23 protein-coding genes are annotated in these 23,673 nt (G+C 60.8%); 11 read left to right on the top strand and 12 right to left on the bottom strand.

Annotation, left to right across the window (positions count from 1 at the left end; all coding sequences use genetic code 11):
• Positions 1 to 2: 2 nt before the first annotated feature.
• Positions 3 to 590, bottom strand: coding sequence for a cytochrome c oxidase subunit 3 (locus MMG91_RS05515; protein ID WP_310658989.1), 588 nt, complete (start codon positions 588 to 590; stop codon positions 3 to 5).
• A complete protein-coding gene (locus tag MMG91_RS05510; protein ID WP_405046520.1) occupies positions 574 to 1,356 on the bottom strand; it encodes a CbbQ/NirQ/NorQ/GpvN family protein in 783 nt (260 codons plus the stop codon). Before MMG91_RS05510 ends, MMG91_RS05515 begins: the two co-directional genes overlap by 17 nt.
• 208 nt (positions 1,357 to 1,564) lie before the next feature.
• Here MMG91_RS05510 and MMG91_RS05505 point away from each other — a divergent pair, with 208 nt between their 5' ends.
• The 11 genes from MMG91_RS05505 to MMG91_RS05455 all read left to right on the top strand — a co-directional run bounded on the left by MMG91_RS05505 (position 1,565) and on the right by MMG91_RS05455 (position 10,604).
• On the top strand, positions 1,565 to 3,256 hold the full coding sequence (locus MMG91_RS05505) for a cytochrome D1 domain-containing protein (protein WP_405046517.1): 1,692 nt from the start codon (positions 1,565 to 1,567) through the stop codon (positions 3,254 to 3,256).
• A gap of 24 nt (positions 3,257 to 3,280) precedes the next feature.
• The gene (locus tag MMG91_RS05500; protein WP_063340230.1) at positions 3,281 to 3,595 is read left to right on the top strand and encodes a c-type cytochrome; all 315 of its coding nucleotides are present in this window, start codon (positions 3,281 to 3,283) and stop codon (positions 3,593 to 3,595) included.
• Positions 3,596 to 3,611: 16 nt separating this feature from the next.
• Positions 3,612 to 3,938 carry a cytochrome c gene (locus tag MMG91_RS05495; RefSeq protein ID WP_310658987.1) on the top strand — a complete coding sequence of 109 codons (327 nt, stop codon included), beginning with the start codon at positions 3,612 to 3,614 and terminating at the stop codon, positions 3,936 to 3,938.
• A complete protein-coding gene (locus MMG91_RS05490) occupies positions 3,935 to 5,113 on the top strand; it encodes a cytochrome D1 domain-containing protein (protein ID WP_310658986.1) in 1,179 nt (392 codons plus the stop codon). The genes MMG91_RS05495 and MMG91_RS05490 overlap by 4 nt, the downstream gene beginning before the upstream one ends.
• A 1-nt stretch (position 5,114) precedes the next feature.
• Positions 5,115 to 5,573, top strand: a complete 459-nt coding sequence (locus tag MMG91_RS05485; RefSeq protein WP_310658985.1) for an Lrp/AsnC family transcriptional regulator — start codon at positions 5,115 to 5,117, stop codon at positions 5,571 to 5,573.
• Positions 5,570 to 6,085, top strand: coding sequence for an AsnC family protein (locus MMG91_RS05480; RefSeq protein WP_310658984.1), 516 nt, complete (start codon positions 5,570 to 5,572; stop codon positions 6,083 to 6,085). Before MMG91_RS05485 ends, MMG91_RS05480 begins: the two co-directional genes overlap by 4 nt.
• The gene (locus MMG91_RS05475; RefSeq protein ID WP_310658983.1) at positions 6,078 to 6,521 is read left to right on the top strand and encodes an AsnC family transcriptional regulator; all 444 of its coding nucleotides are present in this window, start codon (positions 6,078 to 6,080) and stop codon (positions 6,519 to 6,521) included. The genes MMG91_RS05480 and MMG91_RS05475 overlap by 8 nt, the downstream gene beginning before the upstream one ends.
• Entirely contained in the window at positions 6,496 to 6,999 is a 504-nt protein-coding gene (locus tag MMG91_RS05470; RefSeq protein ID WP_310658982.1) for a nitrite reductase, read from the top strand. Before MMG91_RS05475 ends, MMG91_RS05470 begins: the two co-directional genes overlap by 26 nt.
• 26 nt (positions 7,000 to 7,025) lie before the next feature.
• A complete protein-coding gene (nirJ, locus tag MMG91_RS05465; RefSeq protein ID WP_310658981.1) occupies positions 7,026 to 8,204 on the top strand; it encodes a heme d1 biosynthesis radical SAM protein NirJ in 1,179 nt (392 codons plus the stop codon).
• A gap of 70 nt (positions 8,205 to 8,274) precedes the next feature.
• Positions 8,275 to 9,114: a uroporphyrinogen-III C-methyltransferase gene (gene cobA, locus MMG91_RS05460; RefSeq protein WP_310658980.1), complete on the top strand. Its 840-nt coding sequence runs from the start codon at positions 8,275 to 8,277 to the stop codon at positions 9,112 to 9,114.
• Entirely contained in the window at positions 9,111 to 10,604 is a 1,494-nt protein-coding gene (locus tag MMG91_RS05455) for a cytochrome D1 domain-containing protein (protein WP_310658979.1), read from the top strand. The genes cobA and MMG91_RS05455 overlap by 4 nt, the downstream gene beginning before the upstream one ends.
• 893 nt (positions 10,605 to 11,497) lie before the next feature.
• Here MMG91_RS05455 and MMG91_RS05450 read toward each other — a convergent pair.
• The 10 genes from MMG91_RS05450 to MMG91_RS05405 form a co-directional block, all read right to left on the bottom strand.
• Positions 11,498 to 12,241 (bottom strand): SDR family oxidoreductase, encoded by a 744-nt coding sequence (locus MMG91_RS05450; RefSeq protein WP_310658978.1) that lies wholly within the window; start codon positions 12,239 to 12,241, stop codon positions 11,498 to 11,500.
• A gap of 115 nt (positions 12,242 to 12,356) precedes the next feature.
• Entirely contained in the window at positions 12,357 to 12,884 is a 528-nt protein-coding gene (locus MMG91_RS05445) for a nitrous oxide reductase accessory protein NosL (RefSeq protein ID WP_310658977.1), read from the bottom strand.
• Positions 12,885 to 12,915: 31 nt separating this feature from the next.
• Positions 12,916 to 13,746 (bottom strand): ABC transporter permease subunit, encoded by an 831-nt coding sequence (locus MMG91_RS05440; RefSeq protein WP_310658976.1) that lies wholly within the window; start codon positions 13,744 to 13,746, stop codon positions 12,916 to 12,918.
• Positions 13,743 to 14,666: an ABC transporter ATP-binding protein gene (locus tag MMG91_RS05435; RefSeq protein WP_310658975.1), complete on the bottom strand. Its 924-nt coding sequence runs from the start codon at positions 14,664 to 14,666 to the stop codon at positions 13,743 to 13,745. The genes MMG91_RS05440 and MMG91_RS05435 overlap by 4 nt, the downstream gene beginning before the upstream one ends.
• Positions 14,663 to 15,955, bottom strand: a complete 1,293-nt coding sequence (locus MMG91_RS05430; protein ID WP_310658974.1) for a nitrous oxide reductase family maturation protein NosD — start codon at positions 15,953 to 15,955, stop codon at positions 14,663 to 14,665. The genes MMG91_RS05435 and MMG91_RS05430 overlap by 4 nt, the downstream gene beginning before the upstream one ends.
• Before the next feature lie 27 nt (positions 15,956 to 15,982).
• On the bottom strand, positions 15,983 to 17,902 hold the full coding sequence (gene nosZ, locus MMG91_RS05425) for a TAT-dependent nitrous-oxide reductase (protein WP_310658973.1): 1,920 nt from the start codon (positions 17,900 to 17,902) through the stop codon (positions 15,983 to 15,985).
• A gap of 55 nt (positions 17,903 to 17,957) precedes the next feature.
• Complete coding sequence (nosR, locus tag MMG91_RS05420; RefSeq protein WP_305502271.1) at positions 17,958 to 20,138, bottom strand: transcriptional regulator NosR; 2,181 nt, start codon at positions 20,136 to 20,138, stop codon at positions 17,958 to 17,960.
• 109 nt (positions 20,139 to 20,247) lie between these two features.
• Positions 20,248 to 21,636 (bottom strand): oxygen-independent coproporphyrinogen III oxidase, encoded by a 1,389-nt coding sequence (gene hemN / locus MMG91_RS05415; protein ID WP_310658972.1) that lies wholly within the window; start codon positions 21,634 to 21,636, stop codon positions 20,248 to 20,250.
• A 22-nt stretch (positions 21,637 to 21,658) separates the two neighbouring features.
• Positions 21,659 to 23,005, bottom strand: a complete 1,347-nt coding sequence (locus tag MMG91_RS05410) for a coproporphyrinogen III oxidase (RefSeq protein WP_305445921.1) — start codon at positions 23,003 to 23,005, stop codon at positions 21,659 to 21,661.
• Positions 23,006 to 23,122: 117 nt separating this feature from the next.
• Positions 23,123 to 23,566, bottom strand: a complete 444-nt coding sequence (locus tag MMG91_RS05405; RefSeq protein WP_305445922.1) for a CopD family copper resistance protein — start codon at positions 23,564 to 23,566, stop codon at positions 23,123 to 23,125.
• Between the last annotated feature and the right edge of the window lie 107 nt (positions 23,567 to 23,673).

The following is a 23,673-nucleotide window of genomic DNA, read 5'->3' as shown; positions in this document are numbered from 1 at the left end:
CGTCAATTCAGAACGTAGACCAGCGGAAACAGCACGACCCAGATCAGATCGACCATGTGCCAATACAGCACACCCGATTCGAGCCCACTGCGATTGGCCACGTTGTACAGGCCTCGACGGCAACGCTCGGCCAGCCAGCCGAGGATGACCATGCCGAGCAATACATGGAGAAAATGAAAACCGGTGAGGATCCAGTAGAGGGTGAAAAACGTGTTGTGCTCCATGCCCAGCCCCGAGGCCAGCAAGTGCCGGTATTCAGTAATTTTCAACACCACGTAGACACTGGCCGCGAGCAACGCAGCCAGCAGGTAGACAGCGCCGTGGCGAGACCGTGAACGCTTGACTTGCTCCTGAGCCAGCGCGGCGAACAGCCCGGCGGTGAGCAGGCTGAGGGTCATCGCCAGGCCGGTAGAAGTGTTGAGCAATAGACGGCTTTCACCGAACAGTTGCGGCTTGAGTGCCTGGGTCACGGCGAACGCCAGAATCAGGATGGCGAATACCGACAGCTCGGCCAGAATGAAAAACCACATCGCCAGATCACCCGGCAAGTGTCCCGGCGCAACGCGTCTGGACTCAGCCGAAATGGACATCAACCACGCCCATCAGCGCCGCAACGGTCAACGGATCATCGCTCAGCGGCTCGGCCAGGCAGGCCATGCACGCCTCGCGCGGGCTCATGCCGGAGCGGATCATTCGTGCGGTGAAAATCAGCAGCCGCGTCGAAGCGACTTCCTCCAGGTCATGTTGATCCAGCCTTCGCAGGGCCTGCCCCAGCTTGACCACTTGCGCCGCCAGCACGCTGTCTACCTGCGCTTCCCGGGCAACAATACGCTCTTCATCGGCCACCGGCGGATAGCCGAAACGCATCGCCACGAAGCGTTGTCGAGTGCTGGGTTTCATGCCTTTGAGCAGGTTCTGGTAGCCGGGGTTGTACGACACCACCAGCATGAATGACCGCGGTGCCTGCAGCACTTCGCCGGTGCGCTCCAGGAACAGCTCACGACGATCATCGGCCAATGGGTGCAGTACGACCACTGTGTCCTGGCGCGCTTCGACCACTTCGTCCAGATAACAAATGCCACCTTCACGCACCGCGCGGGTCAGTGGCCCGTCCTGCCACCAGGTGCCTTGGGCACCGATCAAATGACGGCCGATCAGGTCGGCGGCACTCAGATCGTCATGGCAAGCCACGGTGTACAGCGGCAGTTTCAACCGATGGGCCATGTGCTGGACGAAACGGGTCTTGCCGCACCCCGTCGGGCCTTTGATCAGCACCGGCATGCCGTGTCGCCAGGCTTGCTCGAACAGCGCCTCCTCATTGTTGAGCGGTTGATAGAAGGGTTCGCAAGACGGGATTCGGTCCATGGGCTGTGTGTTCCAAAAGCGGATTCAAGCCACACGCTACGGGCCCCTGCGACAACCTGGCAAGTGACATGGCCGGCAAACTTGATCGCGGTCAAGCGAGCATTGGCCTGCTCGGGCATAGCCTTGCACGGCACTAAGAACCTGCGTTCTGCGCTGCCGTTTCAGCACATCGCAAAGGTCTTGCCTGAGGAGAAATGGAATGCTGATCAGCAATAGAAAAACGTTTGCTCTGACTGTCGCCACATTGTGTTCGGCGCTGGCCCTTGCGGTGACTCATGCGGCCCGGGCCGAAGAGCCCGCTGCCGCTGCGGCCAGCCCGCTGATGGTCAAAGCCGCCGGGGCGCCCGACATGAGTCAGGCCGAGTTCGACGCATCCAAGGAAATTTACTTCCAGCGCTGCGCCGGCTGCCACGGCGTTCTGCGCAAAGGCGCCACCGGCAAACCACTGACACCGGACATCACCCAGTCCCGCGGGCAACCGTTTCTGGAGGCGTTGATTACCTACGGTTCACCGGCGGGCATGCCGAACTGGGGGACGTCGAATGCGCTGACCAAGGATCAGATCACGTCAATGGCCAAGTTCATTCAGCACGCGCCGCCGACGCCGCCGGAATGGGGCATGGCCGAGACGCTGAAAACCTGGAAAGTGCTGGTCAAGCCTGAGGACCGTCCGAAGAAGCAACTGAGCAAACTCAACCTGCCCAACCTGTTTTCAGTGACATTGCGCGATGACGGCAAGATTGCCCTGATCGACGGTGACAGCAAGAAAATCGTCAAGTTGATCGAGACCGGTTATGCGGTGCACATCTCGCGCATTTCCGCCTCCGGTCGCTACCTATTGGTGATTGGTCGAGACGCGCGGATTGACATGATCGACCTGTGGCCGGTGGAGCCGACCAAGGTTGCCGAAGTCAAAGTGGGCATCGAGGCGCGCTCGGTGGAGACCTCCAAGTTCAAGGGCTACGAAGACAAATACACCATCGCCGGCTCCTATTGGCCGCCGCAATTCACCATCATGGATGGCGAAACCCTGGAGCCCAAACAGATCGTCTCGACCCGCGGCATGACCGTCGACAAGCAGGAATACCACCCCGAACCCCGGGTCGCGGCGATCATCGCCTCCCATGAATGGCCGGAGTTCATCGTCAACGTCAAGGAAACCGGCAAGGTCATGCTGGTCAATTACCAGGACATCAAGAACCTCACCATCACCTACATCGATGCCGCGCCCTTCCTCCATGACGGCGGTTGGGACAGCACCCACCGCTACTTCATGACCGCCGCCAACAACTCCAACAAAGTGGCCGTGATCGACTCCAAAGATCGCAAGTTGGCCGCTCTGGTGGACGTCGGTAAGACCCCTCACCCCGGTCGCGGTGCCAACTTCGACCACCCGACCTACGGGCCGGTCTGGGCCACCAGCCACCTTGGCGATGACGGCATTTCCTTGATCGGCACCGACCCGGTCAAGCATCCGCAATTTGCCTGGAAACAGGTTGCCTCACTCAAGGGCCAGGGCGGTGGATCGCTGTTTATCAAAACCCACCCTGACTCCCGTCACCTGTATGTCGACACCACCCTCAACCCCGACGCCAAGCTGAGCCAGTCGGTAGCAGTGTTCAACATCGACAAACTCGACGCCGGCTACACCGTGCTGCCCATCGCCGAATACGCCGGCATCAAGCAAGGCGCGATGCGGGTCGTGCAGCCGGAATACAACAAGGCCGGTGATGAAGTCTGGTTCTCCGTGTGGAGCGGTCAGTCAGAGGAATCGGCGCTGGTAGTGATCGACGACAAAACGCTGAAGCTCAAATCAGTCATAAAGGACAAACGACTGATCACACCCACCGGGAAATTCAACGTCTACAACACCCAACACGACATCTATTGAGCTCCATCAATGCAAGGAATCCCCATGAAAAATACTCTGTTTTCACTGTTCGCCCTGACCGCTGCGCTGAGTGTGCAGCCGGCCATGGCCCAAGACGGCCAGGAGCTGTTCAAGAGCAAACCCTGCGCCGCCTGCCATTCCATCGACACCAAGCTGGTCGGCCCGGCGCTCAAGGATGTCGCGGCCAAAAACGCTGGTGTGGCCGGGGCCGTGGACACCCTGGCCAGCCACATCAAGAACGGCACGCAAGGCAACTGGGGCCCGATGCCAATGCCGGCCAACCCGGTGACGGATGAAGAAGCGAAGACACTTGCAACCTGGGTACTGAGTCTCAAATAGCCAACTGGAGGGCGCCATGAAGGTTTATCGACACGCTGCGATTCTGGCGGCCCTCCTCCTCATTTGCGCAACCGCGGTTGCCGCGCCCGACGCCCAGCGTCAGGTACAACTCGAACACCTGCTGGCCCAGGACTGCGGCGCCTGTCATGGCCTGCGCATGACCGGCGGGCTGGGTCCCGAGCTGACCCGCGCAACGCTGGCGGGCAAGTCCAGGGACAGCCTGATAGCCACCGTCAGCCAAGGTCGGCCCGGCACCGCGATGCCCGGTTGGGCCCCGCTGCTCAGCCCGGATGACATCCGTTGGCTGGTCGATCTTCTTCTCCAGGGATATCCCGCACCATGATCCGTTCAACCCTGCTTTTAGCGGCGACCGGGCTGTTGTTGTCCGCCTGCGCTCAGTCACCCTTGCGTGGTACCGGCGATCTGGGCGTGGTGGTGGAGCGCGCCACCGGCAGCGTGCAAATCATCGAAAGCGACACCCGCACCGCACTGGCCCGTCTCGAAGGCTTGGGCGATCTGTCCCATGCCTCGGTGGTGTTTTCCCGCGACCAGCGTTATGCCTATGTGTTCGGCCGCGACGGCGGGCTGAGCAAGATCGACCTGCTGACCCAACGCATCGATCAACGGGTGATACAGGGCGGCAACAGCATCGGTGGCGCGATCAGTCAGGACGGCAAACTCATCGCCGTGTCCAACTATGTGCCCGGAGGGGTCAAGGTGTTCGATGCTGAAACCCTGCAATTGGTGGCCGATATTCCGGCCACCCCCTTGGCCGATGGCAGCAAGCGCTCACGGGTGGTCGGCCTGGTGGATGCGCCCGGCCAGCGTTTTGTGTTCAGCCTGTTCGATACCGGCGAGATCTGGACCGCCGATTTCAGTCAGGGCAACACGCCTCAGATCAGCCGCTTCACCGACATCGGCCAGCAACCCTACGACGCGTTGGTGACCCCGGATGGTCGCTATTACATGGCTGGACTGTTCGGCGAAGACGGCATGGCGCAACTCGACCTCTGGCATCCGGAGCGCGGGGTGCAACGAGTGCTCGGTGATTACGGACGCGGCCAGGCGAAATTGCCCGTCTACAAAATGCCGCATCTGGAGGGCTGGGCCGTCGCCGATCACCAGGCCTTCGTGCCCGCCGTCGGCCGTCATCAGGTGCTGGTGATGGATTCGCGCACGTGGCAGCAGACCGCAGCCATCCCCGTTGCCGGCCAACCGGTGTTCGTCACATCGCGGCCGGACGGTCGGCAGCTGTGGGTCAATTTCGCCTACCCGGACAACGATCGGGTTCAAGTCATCGACAGCGAAACCCGTGCCGTGGTCGCCGATCTGCGGCCAGGCCCGGCGGTGCTGCACATGGAATTCACCGCACGCGGCGATCAGCTGTGGCTGTCGTTACGCGATGGCGATCAGGTTCAGGTCTGGGACCCGTACAGCCTGAAGCAACTGAGCACCCTTCCCGCCACCGCGCCGAGCGGCATCTTCTTCAGCAGTCGCGCGCAAAAAATGGGCTATTGAAATGAACCTCGACCCGCTCAGCCGCCAACTGATCGACCGCTTCCAGCACGGCATGCCGCTGTGCGCGGAACCGTACAAGGAGATGGCGCGGATTCTCGGTTGTCGCGTGGGCCAGGTGATGGCTTGCCTGGAAGAAATGGATCAGGCCGGCACCCTCTCACGGATCGGCCCGGTGTTCGAACACAGTCGCGCCGGGGCCAGCACCCTCGCCGCGCTCGCCGTGCCCGCCGAACGCTTGCAGCAGGTCGCCGAGCACGTCAGCCAATACCCCGAGGTCAACCATAACTACGCGCGGGAGCATTTCTACAACCTGTGGTTTGTGCTGACCGGCCCCGATCGCCAACACATCGACCGCGTTCTCGAACAACTTGAGAAAGACACCGGCCTCATGCCGCTGGATCTGCCGATGTTGACCGCATACCGCATCGACCTCGGTTTTGCTCTGGGAGAAAACTCATGAAGCCGGGATTGGGTCCGAAACAGGCACTGGCGCTGCGTCGGCATCTGGAAGGCGGATTGCCGTTGGTATCGCGCCCCTACCAGGCCCTCGCCGAACGGATAGACGCCGACGAAAACCAGGTGCTCGCGCAAATGCATCAGTGGCTCGAGCAAGGGCTGTTTCGCCGGGTTGGCTTGGTGCTCAACCATCGCGCGCTGGGTTTTACCGCCAACACCATGCTGGTGCTGGATGTTCCGGACGCGCTGATCGACGAAGTCGGCCAGCGTCTGGGCCGGGCGCACGGTATTACCCTCTGCTACCAACGGCCACGGCGCCTGCCGCAGTGGCGCTACAACCTGTTCTGCATGGTTCACGGGCGCCAACGCGCGCAGGTCGAGGCACAGATCCAGGCGTTGCTGGAAGAACACCTGCTGAGCGATCTGCCCCATCAACTGCTGTTCAGCACTCACGCGTTCAAACAGTGCGGCGGACGCTTTGCCCCCTCACCAACCGGAGCCTCCACCCATGGATGACCTTGACCGTCGGTTGATCAACCGCCTGCAACTGGGCCTGCCGCTGGTGCGCCACCCGTGGCAGGCACTGGCCGCCGAACTGGAGAGCAGCAGCACCGAACTGCTCGACCGCCTCCACGAATTGCTGGAAGACGGCATGCTCACGCGCTTCGGCCCGATGTTCGACATCGAACGCCTCGGCGGCGCCTTCACCCTCGCTGCGCTGGCGGTGCCGGAGGAGCGTTTCGAAGACGTCGCCGAGCAACTGCAGGCCCTGCCTGAAGTGGCGCACAACTACCGACGCGAACACGCCTGGAACATGTGGTTCGTGCTCGGCTGCCCGACCGAACAAGGCATCACCGAGACCCTGCAGCACATCGAAACCCTGACCGGCCTGCCGCTGCTCAACTTGCCCAAAGAGGAGACCTACCATGTCGGTCTGTACTTCCCGGTCTGAAGACACCCTGGCTCAGCGTCTGATCGAGCTGACCCAGGCGGGCTTGCCATTGCTGGACGACCCGTGGGCCTGGCTCGCCGAACAGCTGGAGCTGAGCGTCGAATCCACCCTGAACTTGCTCAAACGCTTGCAGGCCGAGGGCGCCATTCGGCGCATCGCCGCCGTCCCCAATCACTATCGCCTGGGCTATCGCTACAACGGCATGACCGTCTGGGATGTGCACGATAGCGACATGCCGCGCCTTGGCGCGCTGATCGGTGCGCAGCCCTTCGTCAGTCATTGCTATCGACGCCCGCGACGAACCGCGTGGCGCTACAACCTGTTCGCCATGGTCCACGGCCGCAGCCGCGAGGAAATCGACAGCTACCGTGAACACCTGCGCTACTTGCTGGGCGACGCCTGCACCGCCGACGAGATGTTGGTGAGCAGTCGCATCCTGAAGAAAACCGGTTTGCGGCTGCCGCCAGTGCCACGCTGAACACGCGCTTGTTCAAGGAGATTTGCATGTTGAGGATCAGCCAATACCTGCGTGCCCTGACCGGCCAGGCGCCTGCCCCCAGAACCAGCCCACCGGGCAGCAACCGGCCACCGGTGGTGATCTGGAACCTGCTCAGGCGCTGCAACCTGACCTGCAAACACTGCTACGCCACGTCCGCCGACAGTGTCTTTCGCGACGAACTGGATACGTCCGCCGCGCTGACCGTGATCGACGATCTGCACGACGCCGGGGTGAAGGTCCTGATTCTTTCCGGCGGTGAACCGCTGTTGCGCGACGATCTGTTTGTGCTCAGCGCCTACGCCCGCACCAAGGGTTTCTTTGTCGCGTTGTCCACCAACGGCACGCTGATCGATGAGCAAAACATCGCACAGATCCGCGCGGCGAATTTCGACTATGTCGGGATCAGCATCGATGGCCTGGAAGCCACCCATGATGCCTTCCGCCAACTCAAGGGCAGTTTCGCCAGCTCCATGCGGGCGATCCGTCTCTGTCGTGAACAGGGTATCCGGGTCGGCCTGCGCACCACCCTGACCCAAGAGAACCATCAACAACTGCCCCAGTTACTGGCGCTGATGCGCGAGTACGACGTGCAGAAGTTTTATCTGTCGCACCTCAACTACAGCGGTCGCGGCAAACGCAGCCGCAAGCTCGACGCCCGGCAGCAGATGAGCCGCGAGGCGATGACGCTGATCTTCGAACGGGCCTGGGAAGACATTGAGCACGGTCGCGACAGCGACTTTGTCAGCGGCAACAACGATGCCGACGCGATTCTCTTGCTGCAATGGGTGGGCCTGCATCTACCCGAACATTACCCGCGCCTGGAACACATGCTCCGGGCCTGGGGCGGCAACGCCTCGGGCAGCGGCATCGCCAACATCGACAACACCGGCGAAGTGCACCCCGACACCTATTGGTGGCAGCACTCGGTGGGCAACGTCCGGCACACGCCGTTTCGCACGCTCTGGCTGGACCAACCGGACGCCTTGTTGCAGCAGCTGCGTGTGCATCCGCGCGCCGTCGGTGGCCGTTGCGGCCAATGCCGCTGGCTGAGCATCTGCAACGGCAATACCCGCACCCGTGCCTGGGCCGAAGGCGACCTCTGGGGCCAGGACCCCGGTTGCCATCTCAGCGATGAAGAAATCGGTATGCCGCCATTAATGACCATCCCTTGCGTCATGCACTGAAGCACCCGCCTGGCGAGCCATCCGGCAAAGGATGGGGCCGGCTCACCTGATGAAGAACCAAGGACGTCCCATGCACCCATCGATTGTTTTACCGGCCGCACTTGCGTCCCCGTTCAGACCGGGCGAAGTAGCCTTGGTCGGCGCCGGCCCCGGTGATCCACGCTTGCTGACCCTGCGTGCCTGGAGCCTGTTGATGCAGGCCGACGCCGTGGTTTACGACCGCCTGATCAGCCCCGAGCTGCTGACGTTGATCCCCCTCACCTGCGCTCGGCATTACGTTGGCAAGGCCAGCGGCTGCCACAGCCTGCCCCAGGAACAGATCAACGAACTGCTTGCCGACCTCGCCGATCGGGGGCAGCGTGTGGTCCGGCTCAAGGGAGGCGATCCGTTCATATTCGGCCGTGGCGCCGAGGAGCTGGAGTATCTGCTGCAACGCAACATTGACTGCCAGGTGGTCCCGGGCATCACCGCCGCTTCCGGCTGCAGCGCTTATGCGGGCATTCCGCTGACCCACCGGGACCTGGTCAACTCCTGCCGCTTCATTACCGGGCATTTGCAGCGCGATGGTGAGTTGCAATTACCCTGGAGCAGCCTCGCCGACAGCAGCCAGACCCTGGTGTTTTACATGGGGTTATCGAACCTCGGGATTATCGCCCTGCGCCTGATCGAAGCCGGAATGGCCGCCGATACACCGGCGGCGCTGATCAGCAATGGCACGCGTCCCGACCAGCACGTCGCCCGAGGCAAGTTGCACCAGTTGCCAACCCTGGCGCTGGATTGCCCACCGGGCATTCCGACGCTAACGGTGATCGGCAAAGTGGTCGATCTGTTCGCTACCCAACAGCAGGAATACCCGGCACGCTTTTACGCCGCTCCGGTGTTGCAACGCCACGGTAAGGTGGCGATATGAGACGTATGCTGCTTGCCCCCTTGTTATGGATCGGTACGGCCCATGCCGGCGCAGCGATTCCACCCTCCGACGCGGCCGCCGACCTCTACCAACAGCATTGCCAAAGCTGCCATGGCGCCAACCGTTTCGGCGGTACGGGGCCGGCCTTGCTGCCGGAAAGTCTGAGCCGGATCAAACCCGATGAAATCCGCAGCGTCATTCAGAACGGTCGCCCCGCGAGTCAGATGACCGGGTATGCCAACGTATTCAGTCCGGCACAGATCGACGCGCTGGTGGATTACCTTCAGCAACCACCCGCCACCCCGCCCACCTGGAATAACGACGACATTCGCGGCAGTCATTCCATTCTCGCCGATATCAGCAAACTGCCCGACACGCCCCAGCATGGCGCCGATCCGCTGAACCTGTTTGTGGTAGTGGAAGCCGGCGACCATCACATCGACATCCTCGACGGTGATCGTTTCGACGTGCTGGCGCGGTTTGCTTCGCACTTTGCGGTGCATGGCGGGCCGAAGTTCTCGCCGGATGGACGCTTCGTCTATGTCGCCTCACGGGATGGCTGGGTGAGCCTGTACGACTTGCACAACCTGAAGCTGATCGCCGAGGTCCGCGCCGGGCTCAATACCCGCAACCTGGCGGTGAGCAAGGATGGCCGCTGGGTGCTGGTGGGCAACTATCTACCCGGCAATCTGGTGGTGCTCGATGCCCGCGATCTGTCGCTGGTCAAAACCATCCCCGCAATCGGCCAGGACGGCACCGCGTCACGGGTCAGCGCGGTCTACACCGCCCCGCCACGAGACAGTTTCATCGTGGCGCTAAAGGATGTGAAGGAAGTCTGGGAGCTGTCGAGCGCCGGCACACCGGACTTCGAACCACGACGCATCCAGGCCGAGGATGTGCTGGACGACTTTTCCTTTTCACCGGACTACAAGCAACTGCTGGCCACATCGCGCAAGGCCAAGGGCGGCCAGGTGATCGACCTCGACAGTGGCAAGGTGGTCACTGACATACCGCTGCCAGGCATGCCGCACCTGGGGTCCGGCACCTACTGGAAACGTAACGGTGAGTGGGTGTTCGCCACGCCGAACATCAGCAAGGGACTGATCTCGGTCATCGACTTCAAGACCTGGAAACTGATCAAGGAAATTCCGACCCTGGGGCCGGGGTTCTTCATGCGCAGTCATGTCAACTCGCGGTATGCCTGGACTGACGTGTTCTTCGGGCCTGATAACGATGCGATCCATTTGATTGACAAACAGACTCTGGAAATCGCCCATACCTTGCGTCCGATGCCTGGTAAGACGGCTGCCCATGTTGAGTTCACTCGGGATGGTCGCTACCTGCTTTTGAGTATTTGGGCCAATGAGGGTGCGCTGATTGTTTATGACAGCAATACCCTTAAGGAGATCAAGCGACTGCCGATGAACAAGCCGTCGGGCAAATATAACGTGGGGAACAAGATTGAGTTTGTGGAGGGGACTTCGCATTAGGGCTTGGGCTTGGGCTTGGGCTTGGGCTTGGGCTTAGGCTTGCGTGTATATCCGTTTCTGCGGTAACGGCGACTTATGGTTCCGCCCTTACGGCGGGTCACTTTCGAAAAGCGCGAAAGTAACCAAAGCGCTTTTGCCCCTTTCGTTCGGTGGCTCGCTTAGGCTCGCCATGCCCTCGCTCCGGTCCTGCTCCGTGGGCCCGCCGCCATCGGCCATCCATGGCCGGAGGCGGCTACCGCGGCATCCCTGCCGCGGTGCCCACTGCGCAGAACCTCCACTCGGCCTCTCGAGGGGGCGACTACCGCAAAAGCACCGCGAGGCGGCCTACCGGCCGGCCTGCTTCCTCTACGCCTGCGCGTGTTGATGATCGTTCCCACGCTCCGCGTGGGAATGCATCCCGTGACGCTCCGCGTCACCATTACGCAGGACTCAAGCCTTGCGTCGCGAGCGGAACGCGGAGCGTCCCCGGCGGCATTCCCACGCGGAGCGTGGGAACGATCTGTGTGGGAACGGCTCCTGTTGCTTTGCTTTGGCTTTTGATCTTGATCTGCCCCGTCGGAAGGCCGAACGCAGGTTCTGCGCAGTGGGCACCGCGGCAAGGATGCCGCGGTAGCCGCCCCCGGCCATGGATGGCCGATGGCGGCGGGCCCACGGAGCAGGACCGGAGTGAGGGTATGGCGAGCCTGGGCGAGCCACCGTACGTCAGGGGCGAAAGCGTTTTGGTTACTTTGGCGCTTTTCCAAAGTGACCCGCCGTAAGGGCGGAACCAATAGTAGTCGTTACCGCAGCAACGGATATGTACACCATCAAAACCTCACCCAACACGCCGCTTTCGCAGGCAAGCCAGCTCCCACAAGGGTCCGGGAACATCCGCAAAATTGTGAGCTCACCCATCACCCCAAGGTATAACCGTTATCAACCTTCCAGTCCTGCCCATAGACACCCCGGGCGCCTTGGGACAGTTGAAAAATAATCACATTGGCCACCGCCGACGCATCGAGAAAATGCCCCGGCAGCAGACGCTTGCCAAGGGTATCAGCGACATCATCGAGCTCACCGTCGCTCAATCCCAGGTTGTCCCACATCGAGGTCGCGGTCGGCCCCGGCGAAACAAGGTTGATGCGCACATCGTAACGCGCAAACTCCACCGCCAGCGTGCGCGCCTGAGCCGTCAGCGCGGCCTTGCTGGCAATGCAGGCAGCCAGACCGGGAAAGCTCGAACCGGTCAGGAAACTACCGACAAACACCACCGAGGCCGGGTTCGCCAACTCACCGCGCAACGCCGCCAGGGTGTTCAACGCCCCGGCACCGTTGACCGCCCATTGGCGCTCGAAGGCTGGCATGTCCAGGCTGTCGGCCATTTCGGCAATACCCGCGTTGGGCACCAGATAATCCACCCGTCCAAGCGCCGCCGCCCGCCGGGCCAGCTCTTGCAAGTCTTCCTCGCGCGTGACGTCCCCGGCGCACCATTGCAGCCGTTCACCGTAGATCTGTTGCAAGGTCGGCAAATCACCGGCAGAGCGTGACATCGCAAGCACCTTGACGCCACGTGGCAACAGCGCGGCGCACAACGCCAGGCCAATTCCGGAGCTGGCGCCGGTGATCACCGCCAAACGATCCTGAAACTCGGTTTGCATCATGTTCTCCTGGGCATCGTGAATGCCAAGCACTGGGGACGTTGTGAGCCCCTATCTTTGAACAGGCGCAGAAATACTGACTTGACGGCGATCACTTTTCTCGGTGGCACGCCGATCAATGAGTCGAGTGCGACATCGCTGGCTGCTGCTGAAGTACCGCCTGATCGATATCACTGAACCGCAGCACACGACCGCCCTGGTCGGCGGCCAGTTGTTCCGCAGCCTGCTGGCTGGAGAAAGACGCCAGCACCACGCCCATGGCGCCTTTGAGTTGGGTGCCGACCACGTAAAAAGCATCCTTGGCATCGATCAGATGGGCATCATTGGGTGCGTTCCACGGACTGCGGCCCATGTCGTGGACATACAACCGGGCCTCGCCATGATGATTTTCCGGTTGCAGCCACCAACCGATCATTTCCGCCGTGGAGCAGAATTTCTTGATGCCACTGCGCTCGACCACTTCACCCTTGGGCCCGGGGAAGCCATCGATGATCATGCCGCAAACATGGCATTCATCACTGGGATGAAAAGCAGCGGCGGCATCGCTGTAGGTGGTTTGCACCGGCTTGTCACAAGCCGCCAGCAGCACACAGACCATCAAGCCCGCCACGGCGCGTACCGTCGTCGAATACAGATTACTCATCGTCAGATGCTCCAAAAACCAAGGTGTGAATTCATGTCGCCCGTCGACGGAACAGCAACCAGGCCAAGCTCAAAGGCACCGCCACCCACAGCAACAGGCACAACCAGAGCATCGAGCCCGGCACAGGCAAATCGCTGCCCAGCGTCAGCACGCCAGCACTGCCGGCGCCGGGCTCGAAACCGGAGAGATTGATCAGGCGATAGACATCGGCGGGGTTGAGCAGCAATAACCAAGGCAGCACCTTCGGGTTGAACTGCCCTTCGCTGAGCACCAGCAGTGCCAGCAGCGCCAGGTCGAACACCAGCACGAAGAAGAACCACACCCCCAGCGCCAGCCCGGCAGCCGTGGATTTCTCGGCGGACACGCTGCTCAGCACATAGGCCAGCCCAAGAAAGCCCCAGCCCAGTAACGTCGACGACAGCATGAATCGTCCAAACGCCCAGAGCAGCAGGTTCAGTTCGACGTCTTCCACCAGCACGGCAATCGCGAGCATCGCGCAGCCAAAACCGATGAGGGTCGCCAGCGCCAGGATCAATCCGTGGCCGACAAACTTGCCGAGCAGAATGTGTCCGCGCCCCAGTGGATAGGTCAGCAACAGCAACAACGTGCCGCTTTCGTCTTCGCCGACGATGGCGTCATAGGCCAGCAGCAAGGCAATCAGCGGCATGAGGAATGTCGCCAGGCTGGCCAGGCTGCCGATGGTGGCGGGCACAGAGGTGAAGCCCAGTTGCCCGGAAGCCGCCGCCCCCAACCAGGCGATGCCGGTCGCCAACACCGCGAACAACAGGCTGATCGCCAACAACCAGCGGTTGCGCAAACCGTCGTTGAATTCCTTGCGGGCCATGTTCCAGATCGGGTTCATACGGTCTCTCCACTGGGGGTCGCACCGGCCCGGCCCATGTAATAGCGGTAGATGTCCTCCAGGGACGGCGGGTCGATTTCCACGTCGGCCGGCTCATGTTCATTGAGCAATTGGCGCAACAGGTCCAATTTGTTGCCATTGAGCGCAGCCACTTCAAGGCCCTCCACGCCCCAGCGCTGGGTGACGTGCCCAGCGTTGTTCCAGGATCGCTGCAACGGCCCGGCGTGCTTGAGCCCGTTGGCGCGAATCAGCGTCGGTAACCCGGCTTCTTCGCGCAAACTGCGCAGACTGCCGAGGGCCAGCAGGCGCCCCTGGGTCAGAATCGCTGCACGGTTGATATGCGCCTCGACGCCCGGCAATACGTGGGAACAGAGAATGATGCTGGTGCCCTGGCTGCGCAGCCGGTCGAGCAACCGATAAAGGTCTTGAGTGGCGATGGGGTCGAGGCCGACGGTCGGCTCGTCGAGCAGCAATAAGCGCGGCTCGCCGAGCAAGGCTTGCGCCAGTCCCAGGCGCTGGCGCATGCCCTTGGAATAGGTCTTGACCCGTCGATGCGCCGCACCCGCCAGGCCGACTTCCTCCAGCAGCACGTCCACCTGCGCGGGCGCTGCGCCTTTGAGTCGGGCGAAATGCCGCAAGGTCTCCTGGCCGCTCATCTGCGGATAAAAGGTCACGTTCTCCGGCAAATAGCCCAGCAAACGCCGAACCTGCGGATCACTGGGCGTGCGACCGAACACCCTGACCGATCCTTCACTGGCCTGGAGCAGACCGAGTACCAGTTTCATGCTGGTGGTCTTGCCCGCGCCGTTGTGCCCGAACAAACCCAGCACTTCGCCTTCGCCCAGGCTCAGGTTCAACTGATGCAACACGGTGGTGTACCCATAGCGCTGGCTGACGCCTTCCATGTCGATGACGTTCATGCGGTGGGCTCCTGGGTCAGGGGTCGTGTGGTGGGATTCATCAGCGGATGGCTGTCCAGGACGCCCGGCGATTTCATCACCGGAAAGGCCCGTTGCACCCAACGCAGCAATTCAATCCCGGGGCTGTTCATCAACAGCCGCACCTGCGGGTACAGCCACAGCAAGCGGTCGACGTTGTCGTTGGGTTCGTAGGCGATATCACCCAGGCCATCGTTGTTGCGATCCCAGCCCAGGTAATCGCTCCAGTAATTGCCCCGGCCATCCGCCGACCATTCCTGCAAGCGGGTGGCGACGTATTTGACCTGCCGTTGGTTGCCGATAAACGCGTTGTCGGCGATGCGATTGTCTTCGGAGCCGGCGGTGAGGTGAATGCCCACGGCGCTGTGTTCGAAGTGGTTGTGTTCGATGGTATTGAACAGCGAGTTGTAGATGAACAGCGCCTTGCCTTCGGCGCCGCTGATCATGCTGTCGCCGGTCGAGCCATCGCGCACGTCTGTGACGAAGTTGTCGCGCAAGGTTGAATAGGTGATGTAGTTCATCAGGATGCCGTAGTTCTGATCCTGTTCGGAGCGGTTGCCGATCACCGTGAGCTTGCGGCTTTGCATCAAGGCGTAGCCGGTGCGGGTGCGACGAGTCGTGTTGCCGATCAGCCGATTGTCGTTGGCGAACATGTAATGCACGCCGTAACGCAGGTCTTCCAGGGTATTGCCCTGCAGCAGGTTGCCGTTGGAGGTGTCGATGTAGATGCCATCGCGGGTGTCGCGCACCTGGTTGCCGATGACCCGGGCGCCATGCACCGCATACAGATGAATACCGTTGCCGCGATCCTGGGAACGCAGCGCCGGATCCCCCTGGATGCGGTTGTCGATCAGGCTCGCATCCTGCGTACCGTCGACCCAGATACCAAAACCCTGGCCCTGCAGGCGATTGCCTTTGATCACCGCGCCACGGGCCTTGGGCTGGAGGAACACCGCCGAATTCATGGCCGTGAGGTCGTGCCCCCAATCCAGAAAGGTACAGCCCTCGATCCGCACATCGGGCGCACTGACGATCACCCCGTTGCCCTGCCCTTGCGCCTGAAACACCGCGCCGGGCTCGCAAACAATCTGCATCGGTTGATCGACGCTGAACGAGCCACGGTACTCGCCCGCCGGCAAGTGCCAGCGTTGTTCAGCGTCAACCCGCAACGGCAAGGTGGTGATCGGTTGCACCGCCGCCAGTGCCCCACCTGACATCAACAGGAGCACAAGGGCAATGGCCTTCACCGGGTTTTCCTTGAAATCGGTCATCGCCCCGCTCCTGTCGAATGCCAACCGTCAGGCCCGCTCGACCTTCATGCGGCCGACCATTTCCATGTGCAGCGCATGGCAGAACCAGCTGCAGTAGTACCAATGCAGGCCGGCCTTGTCGGCGGTAAAGGTGATGGACGACGTTTGCTGCGGGCTGATCTCCATGCTGGCGCCATGGTTGGTCATCACGAAACCGTGGGTCACATCCTCGATCTGGTCGATGTTGGTGATGATCACGGTCACCTCGTTGCCCTGCTTGACGGTGAACTCGGTCAGGCCATAGGCCGGTGCCATGGAGGTCATGTAGACCCGCACATGATTGCCGTCGCGGATGACCTTGTTGTCGGTCTCCAGGTTGATCCCGTCTTTCTTGGCCAGCTCCACGGTGGCGGCAAAGAAAGGGTCGTTGCGGCTCCAGATCTTTTGGGTCTTGATCTGGTCCCGGCGCGCCAGGATGCAATCGTGAGGTTCGGCAAACGCAGGGCCGTCATGCACCAGCTTCATCTCATCGCCGGAAATATCGATCAACTGGTCATTTTCCGGGTGCAGCGGCCCGGTCGGCAGGAAGCGGTCCTTGGAGAATTTGCACAACACCACCAGCCACTTGCCATCCGCTTCACTGGTTTCGGTCAACGAAGCGTGGTTATGGCCAGGCTGATACTGCACGTCGAGCTTTTGCTTGATGTAATTGACCTTCTCGCCCTTGTAGGCGCGTATCGCTTCCTCCATGTTCCACTTCACCACCTGGCTGTCGATAAACAGCGTGGTGTAGGCATTGCCGCGACCGTCGAAGGTGGTGTGCAAAGGGCCCAGGCCCAGTTCCGGCTCGGCGACGATAACCTCGCGCGGGTCCTTGAATTTATCGGCGAACAAGTCGTCCAGCCGGTCGATGGCGATCATCGAGACCGTTGGCGACAGCTTGCCGTTGGCAATGAAGTACTTGCCATCGGATGAGGTGTTGAGGCCGTGGGGGTTCTTCGGCACCGGAACATAGCGAGTGAACTCGGAGTCCTTGCCATCGGTTTTACGACCGTCGACCACCGGCACTTTCGAGTCTTCCAGGGTGATGAACTTGCCGGCCTTGATCGCAGCCTCGATGCGCGGGATGTTGAACACCACGACCCAGTCGCGCTCGTTGCGCATCATGCCGCCAAGGTCGTAAGCCTTCTCCGAGTTGTAGCAGGTGGACGCCGCGTACTTGCCGGTGTAATCGGCGTCGGAGTTGTCCAGGTTGCCGTCGACGATCACCTGGAAAGCCATCTCCATTTTCTCGGCATCGATGGCATTGAACATGGTGAAGCTGTTCTTGTCTTGCAGGTCGAAGGTACGGCCGTCATTGGGGTGCGGGATGACAAATTCGGCATTGGCGAACACGTACTTGGTGTAGGGCACTTTTTGCAGACGCAGGCCGTGAATGGCTTGCACGTTCGGCACCGTGAGGATCTTGTCGCACTTCATGATGTCCAGGCGAATGCGCGCGACCCGGGAGTTGGCCTTGTCGTTGATGAACAGGTATTTGCCGTCGTACTTGCCATCGGTCATGGAGATATGCGGGTGATGGCAATCGCCATTCTGGAACTTTGCACTGTCGCCCAGGATCCGTTTGCTTTCGTTGGTCAGGCCCCAGCCGGTGGCCGAGTCGACGTTAAACACCGGAATACGCATCAACTCGCGCATCGACGGCACGCCCAGCACCCGCACTTCGCCCTGATGACCACCGCTCCAGAAGCCGTAGTATTCATCCAGCTCACCGGGGCCGACATGGATTTTCGCCTGCGCATCCTTGACCGCCGCGGCCCAGGACTCACGGCTGAATACCGCGCCGCCGAGGGTCGTGGCCCCCGCCAGCACCGCACCGGTGACGGCGCTACTGCCCAGAAAACCGCGACGGCTGAGCCCAGCCTTTTCCTCTTCCGGCATGGCTTTCTTGGATTCTGTGTCAGTCATGTTGCGTACTCCTTGAAGAGATAAAACGGTCACTGCGCACGTGCGTTCGCGAGCTTCATTCAGTCGCCGGCACTTCCACGACAGGTATCAGTTGCACCGCCACGGGCGCCGGTTTGCCGCGCTTCTTGCGCTTGTTGATCAGCGGCGGGCATTTGTTTTCGTTGTGGTAGGTCATCTGGCAATCGAGGCAGTAGTGGCACTCGTTGGCATTGATCCGGCCATCGGGATGAATCGCCTGGATCTCGCATTCCTTGGCGCACAACTGGCAGGGGCTGCCGCATTCCTTGCGGCGCTTGAGCCAGTCGAACAGGCGTAATTTGGTTGGAATCGCCAGCGCCGCGCCCAAGGGGCAGATGTAACGGCAATAGACTTTGCGCGTGAAAATGTTGATCACCAGCAGCCCCACCGCGTAGAGCACGAACCACCACTGGCGGTCGAACTTGAGGGTGATGGCGGTTTTGAAGGGTTCCACCTCGGCGAACAGTTCGGCGGTGGACATCGATTCCAGGGAAATACCAAAAAGCAGCAGCAAGATGATGTACTTGATCGCCCACAGCCGCTCATGCACCGCGAACGGCAATTCGTACTGGGGGACTTTCAATTTGCGCGCGGCTTCGTTGATCAACTCTTGCAGGGCGCCAAACGGGCACAGCCAGCCGCAGAACACGCCACGGCCCCACAACAGAATGCTCGCGGCGGTGAAGACCCAGAGCATGAAGATCAGCGGATCGGTGAGAAACAGCTCCCAGCGAAAGTGCTCGAACAGCGCATGCACAAAGGTCAGGACATTGACCACCGACAGCTGCCCCAAGGCATACCAGCCCAGAAAGACCACAGTAAAAAGCAAGTAACCACGACGCAGCCAGTGCAGAAAGCGTGGCCGGCGGGTGAGTTTGTCTTGCAGGAACAGAATGGCCGTCAGCAGCAACAACGCGCTCGCGAGTACGGCAATCTGGAAGTGTTTCTGGTACCAGATGGTCAACCACATCGGCCGGCTGGCTTCCTCGATGGCCGCCCGTTCTTCGGCACTGGGCGCAGGTCGCTCAAGGTAAGGTTCGGGCAGTTGATAAGGCAGTTCGAAGCTGCTGAAGGTGCCGCTGACCGGGCCGGTCTGACGCCGCACCAGCAGCTCCAGGGACCAGGGCGATCCCGGGTCGAATCCGGCCGGTTTGCGCACAATGAAAATCGACATTTCATTGAACTCGGGCATGCCCTCGGCAAACACGTCGGAAAGCCGCTGATGGTCCATGTCGCGAAAGCTGATGACGTTGCCGAACTGGCGCAATTGCACCCGATCGAAAATCCCGCCGCGCACATAACCTGAACCTTTATAGGAAAACAGCCCGCGCCCCAGCACCGCGATGGCCTGCTCGCCGGGTTTGAGTTCCTGCATGAGGAAGCGATATTGATTGTCGCCCAGCAGCGCGCGGCCAATGGTCGGCGGGTTCAAGTCGGCGGTGTACAGCTCGATAAAGGTATCATCGACTTGATCCGGGCCGGCGTTGTCGACGCCTTCGGCTTCGGTGCCCTTGAAGGCGGCATCGACCTGCCCACGGGTCAGGTTCAACCGGCGAATGGCGCCGTTACCGGTCAGTTGCTCCCAGGTGGCGGGCTCGTAAAAATCCTGGCGCACGGTGGCGGGCTTGTTCACCACCCCGCCCTTGTCCTCGATGAGCTTCAGCGATACGGCCACCTCATGGGCGGCACGCATGATGACCTCGTTGACCACCATGGCGGTGACCGTTGCGCCGGCAATGGCATCCACGGTGACCGCGCTCGGGTCGCTGGAGTGGCCGACCACCACCCGCTGGCTGACCTTGATCCCTTTGTATCGGGCGCTGAAACCATGGAGTTTTTCTTCGGGGATGCCGATCAGCAGAATCGGTTCGTGGTGCTCCAGCACATAGGCGTCCTGAATCACCCCGGCGGTGTCGAGGATCACCTGGGTGTTGATGGGTTTGCCCGAGTAGGCCGGAATGTCCACCACATCCAGGCTCTGGAACACATACCCGATGACCTTTCCGGCGGCGGACAGCGTGCGCACCTTGAACTTGCCTTCGGGTGCGGACACTGAATCGGTTTGCGGGAAGACCTTCTCGATGCGCTGCTGCTCGATGTCGCCGTATGACTTGGCCTGCACCGTCGCGAACATCGCGATCATCAGCAAGACCATCACCACTAGCCCGACGCTCCAGATGCGCAGGTTGCCAGGTATCGAAGGCTGATGGATTGTCATGAGCTCGCTGATTTCAAAGGGGCTTGCGGCCATGTTAGGGAGCGTTGTGTGCCCCGCCCTTGATTGAAATCAACTCGATAAAATTCCTCGCGCCAGAGCGCCCGACGCCTCAAACGGTGCGGGAAAACCGGCCTTTTTGCTCCCCTCCCAGATAGGCGTCAAATGCCATCGCGGCACTGCGCATCATCAAATGCCCTTGCGGCAACAGCACTAATTCGTCGCTGTGAATCTGCAGCAGTCCGTCGCGCACATGCTCGTCCAGTTGCGCCAGCGAATCGGAAAAATACTCGGTGAAGCAAATGCCATGACCCGCTTCGAACTTGGCGAAATCGATCCTGCCGTGGCACATCAGGTCGCTGATCACCTCGCGGCGCAGCAAGTCATCGGCGCTCAAGCGGTAGCCTCGATGCACCGGCAACAAACCTTGATCGATACGGGCGTAGTACTGCGAAAGCTCCTTGACGCTCTGGCTATAGCTGTCACCGACCTTACCGATCGACGACACCCCCAGGCCGATCAGGTCGCAGTCGGCATGGGTCGAGTAACCCTGAAAATTGCGTTGCAGGGTGCCATGGGTGCGGGCCCGCGCCAGTTCGTCGTCCGGCAAGGCGAAGTGATCCATGCCGATATAGACATAACCGGCTTCGGTCAGCCGGCGGATGGTCAGTTCCAGCAACTCCAGCTTGCGTTCCGGTGGTGGCATGTCCGCCGGGCGAATCAACCGTTGCGCGCGTACCAGCTCGGGTAAATGGGCGTAGCTGTAGGCGGCAATCCGGTCCGGGCGCAGGGCGATGATCTTGCCGAGGGTGACGTCGAAACTGTTCACGGTTTGCAGTGGCAGGCCGTAAATCAGATCGACGCTGATCGACTTGAATTGCGCCTCACGCGCCGCAGCAACCAACGCATAAATCTGCTCTTCACTTTGCTGACGATTGACCGCTGCCTGCACGTCGGGATCGAAGTCCTGCACGCCGAAGCTCAAGCGGTTGAAGCCCAGCTGACGCAGCGACTGGATTTGCTCGGTGCTGATGGTGCGCGGATCGACCTCGATGGAAAACTCATGGTCATCGCTGTCGTCCATGTCGAACGCCTGGTGCAGGCAATCCATCAGGTCCGCCAGCTGTTCACGGGTCAAATACGTCGGCGTGCCCCCGCCCAGGTGCAGTTGCGTGAGTTTGCGCGTGCTGTCGAACAACGCGGCCTGCATGACGATTTCACGCTTGAGGTACGTCAGGTATTCGACCGCCCGATGGGTTTTCTGGGTAATGATTTTGTTGCAGGCGCAGTAGTAGCAAAGGCTCTTGCAGAACGGAATGTGGATATACACCGACAAGGGCTTGGGCACCGCCGCCAGGTTGCTGTCGGAGGCGGCACGTCGATAATCGTCGACGGCAAACGCCTGATGAAACTGCGGCGCCGTGGGGTAAGAGGTATAGCGCGGCCCGGTGCGGTCATACTTTTCGACCAGGGCTCGATCGAAATCGAATGCAGGTTTCATGATCAATCAACTCGCGGGTGGGTTAATGCCTTGCACTGCCCGAATCCTTTTCAAACAGGTTGCAGATGGCATCCACTTCCGGCCGGCCGGCGGGAAGAATGCTGATGAAACGGTCCGACAATTCAATCAACCCGTCACGACTCAATTGCTCCAGCAATGGCCAGACAGATGCAAAGTACTTGGAGAAAATCAGCCCGTAGCGCCGCTCGATGGCGCGGATATCCAGCTCTTGATCACACGCCAGGCGCTCCATGACCATGTGTCTTATCTGATCCCCCGCTTCGAAACGCCAGCCGCGAGACGTCGGCAATTGGCTCCGGTCCAGTTGCTGCTGATAGCGCTCGATTGCGTCGGTGTTTTGCGTGTACAAATCGTCGATCTGGCTGATCGCCCCCAAACCGAAGCCGATATGGTCGCAATAGCCGTGACGGGTAAAACCGTCACAGGTGCGACGCAACCGGCCCCGCTCCTGAGCGATTGCCAGATCATCATCGGGCCGCACAAACTGCCCCATCCCGATGTAGTGATAACCGGCGCCCATCAACTGTTCGAAGCAGATCTGGCGCATCGCGCCTTTATCGTCCTGACTGCAGGGTTCTCTGACCTGGTCGCCGAGCATCGGCCGATAGCGGCGTGGTGGCCGTGCGTAGTCGAACACCATCAGCCTGTCCGGCTCCAGCTCGATAATGGTCGTCAGTTTCAGCGCGAAACTTTCTGGCGTCTGCCAGGCATGGCCAAAACCCAGATCGACGTTGATGGATCGATAACCAAAGGTGCGGGCGGCATCGATCAGTGAATGAACGGGCGCCGGGTTCTGGTAACAGGTCACGGACATGTCACAGTCACTATCGATATCCGGAACGCCAATGCTGACATGATTGAACCCCTGGTCGCGCAACGCGCCCATGGTCGACCAATCGGTATGGTGAAGGTCGACGTCGACACTGTAGTCGCCGCATTCGTGTTCGAGGAAGTTGAACCGGCCACGCAGATGATTCATCAGCCGCTCGAGGTGAGCGATGGTGGGTGTTCCGCCACCCAGATGAAATTGTTCGACCCGCTGCTCCGAGCTCAGGTGGCAACCGACGAGGTCGATCTCGTGTTCCAGGCGCTGGAGGTACTGTTCGATATCGCCATGCTCGCAGGAGGCATCGCGCGGGGAACAGAAGGACGGCTTGAGCCGCGACGGCAGCTGCACGTTCAGAGCTATCGGGCGTCGTTTCTGGCGGCTGACGCGCAAGGCTCGAAGCAAATCCAGAGAGCCGATGCCGTCATGAAACTTTTGCGTATCGGCATGGCAGTTGGGGTCGAGTACGCCCTGATCGCACCGAGCGATCAGATCGCCGGGGGCGTGAGAAAAATCGAGCATGACAGGTCTCCGAGACTGGCTGCGGATCAACAGTGTCCGGGATTGGCGATCAATGCTCCTTGACTTGTATCAAGCGCAAGCCAAGTGCTTGCAGGGCTGACGTTGCGGCACGGCGGCTCACCACGTCAGGTAAAACATCCCCTTGGCCAGCAACACGATGAGGACCATATGGCAGAACACACTGCCATGGATGAAATGCAGGTATCGAGCGTTCATTCGGCCGCTTTTGAACAGAAACATAGCGGCCAGAAAATGCAGGAGCACGCTCACGGCGACCATGATTTTCAATAGCAACAAGGTGCTGAACGATGAGGTCAGTGGCGTTGCAAGGACGGGCAGATAGCGCAGCCAGACCATGCCCAGCCCCGCGCCGAACAATACCAGCAGCACCCACGGCATCAGGGTGCGGGCTCGGCGGCCAATACCTTCCTCGACCAGCAGCATTACTTTGGCGGGCAATTGTTTGCGGATGCTTTCCAGGAACAGGACTTCGAAGAACACCGTGCCAATAAAGATCAGGGCGGCAAACAGATGAAAGGTTAGAAACAGCGGATAGAGCATGACTTTTCGCCCTCAGTTCAGCTGTCGGTTTCTGCGAAGAATACAGAGCAGCTCGACTCAGGCGGTTGACATCAATCAAGAAACCCGCGAATGCCGGATACGCCCTG

The organism is Pseudomonas sp. JL3 (assembly GCF_031570575.1).
GTDB classification, from domain to species: domain Bacteria; phylum Pseudomonadota; class Gammaproteobacteria; order Pseudomonadales; family Pseudomonadaceae; genus Aquipseudomonas; species Aquipseudomonas cucumis.
The sequence above is the reverse complement of the archived record's forward strand: the minus strand, read 5'-3'. Positions and strand labels throughout refer to the sequence as shown.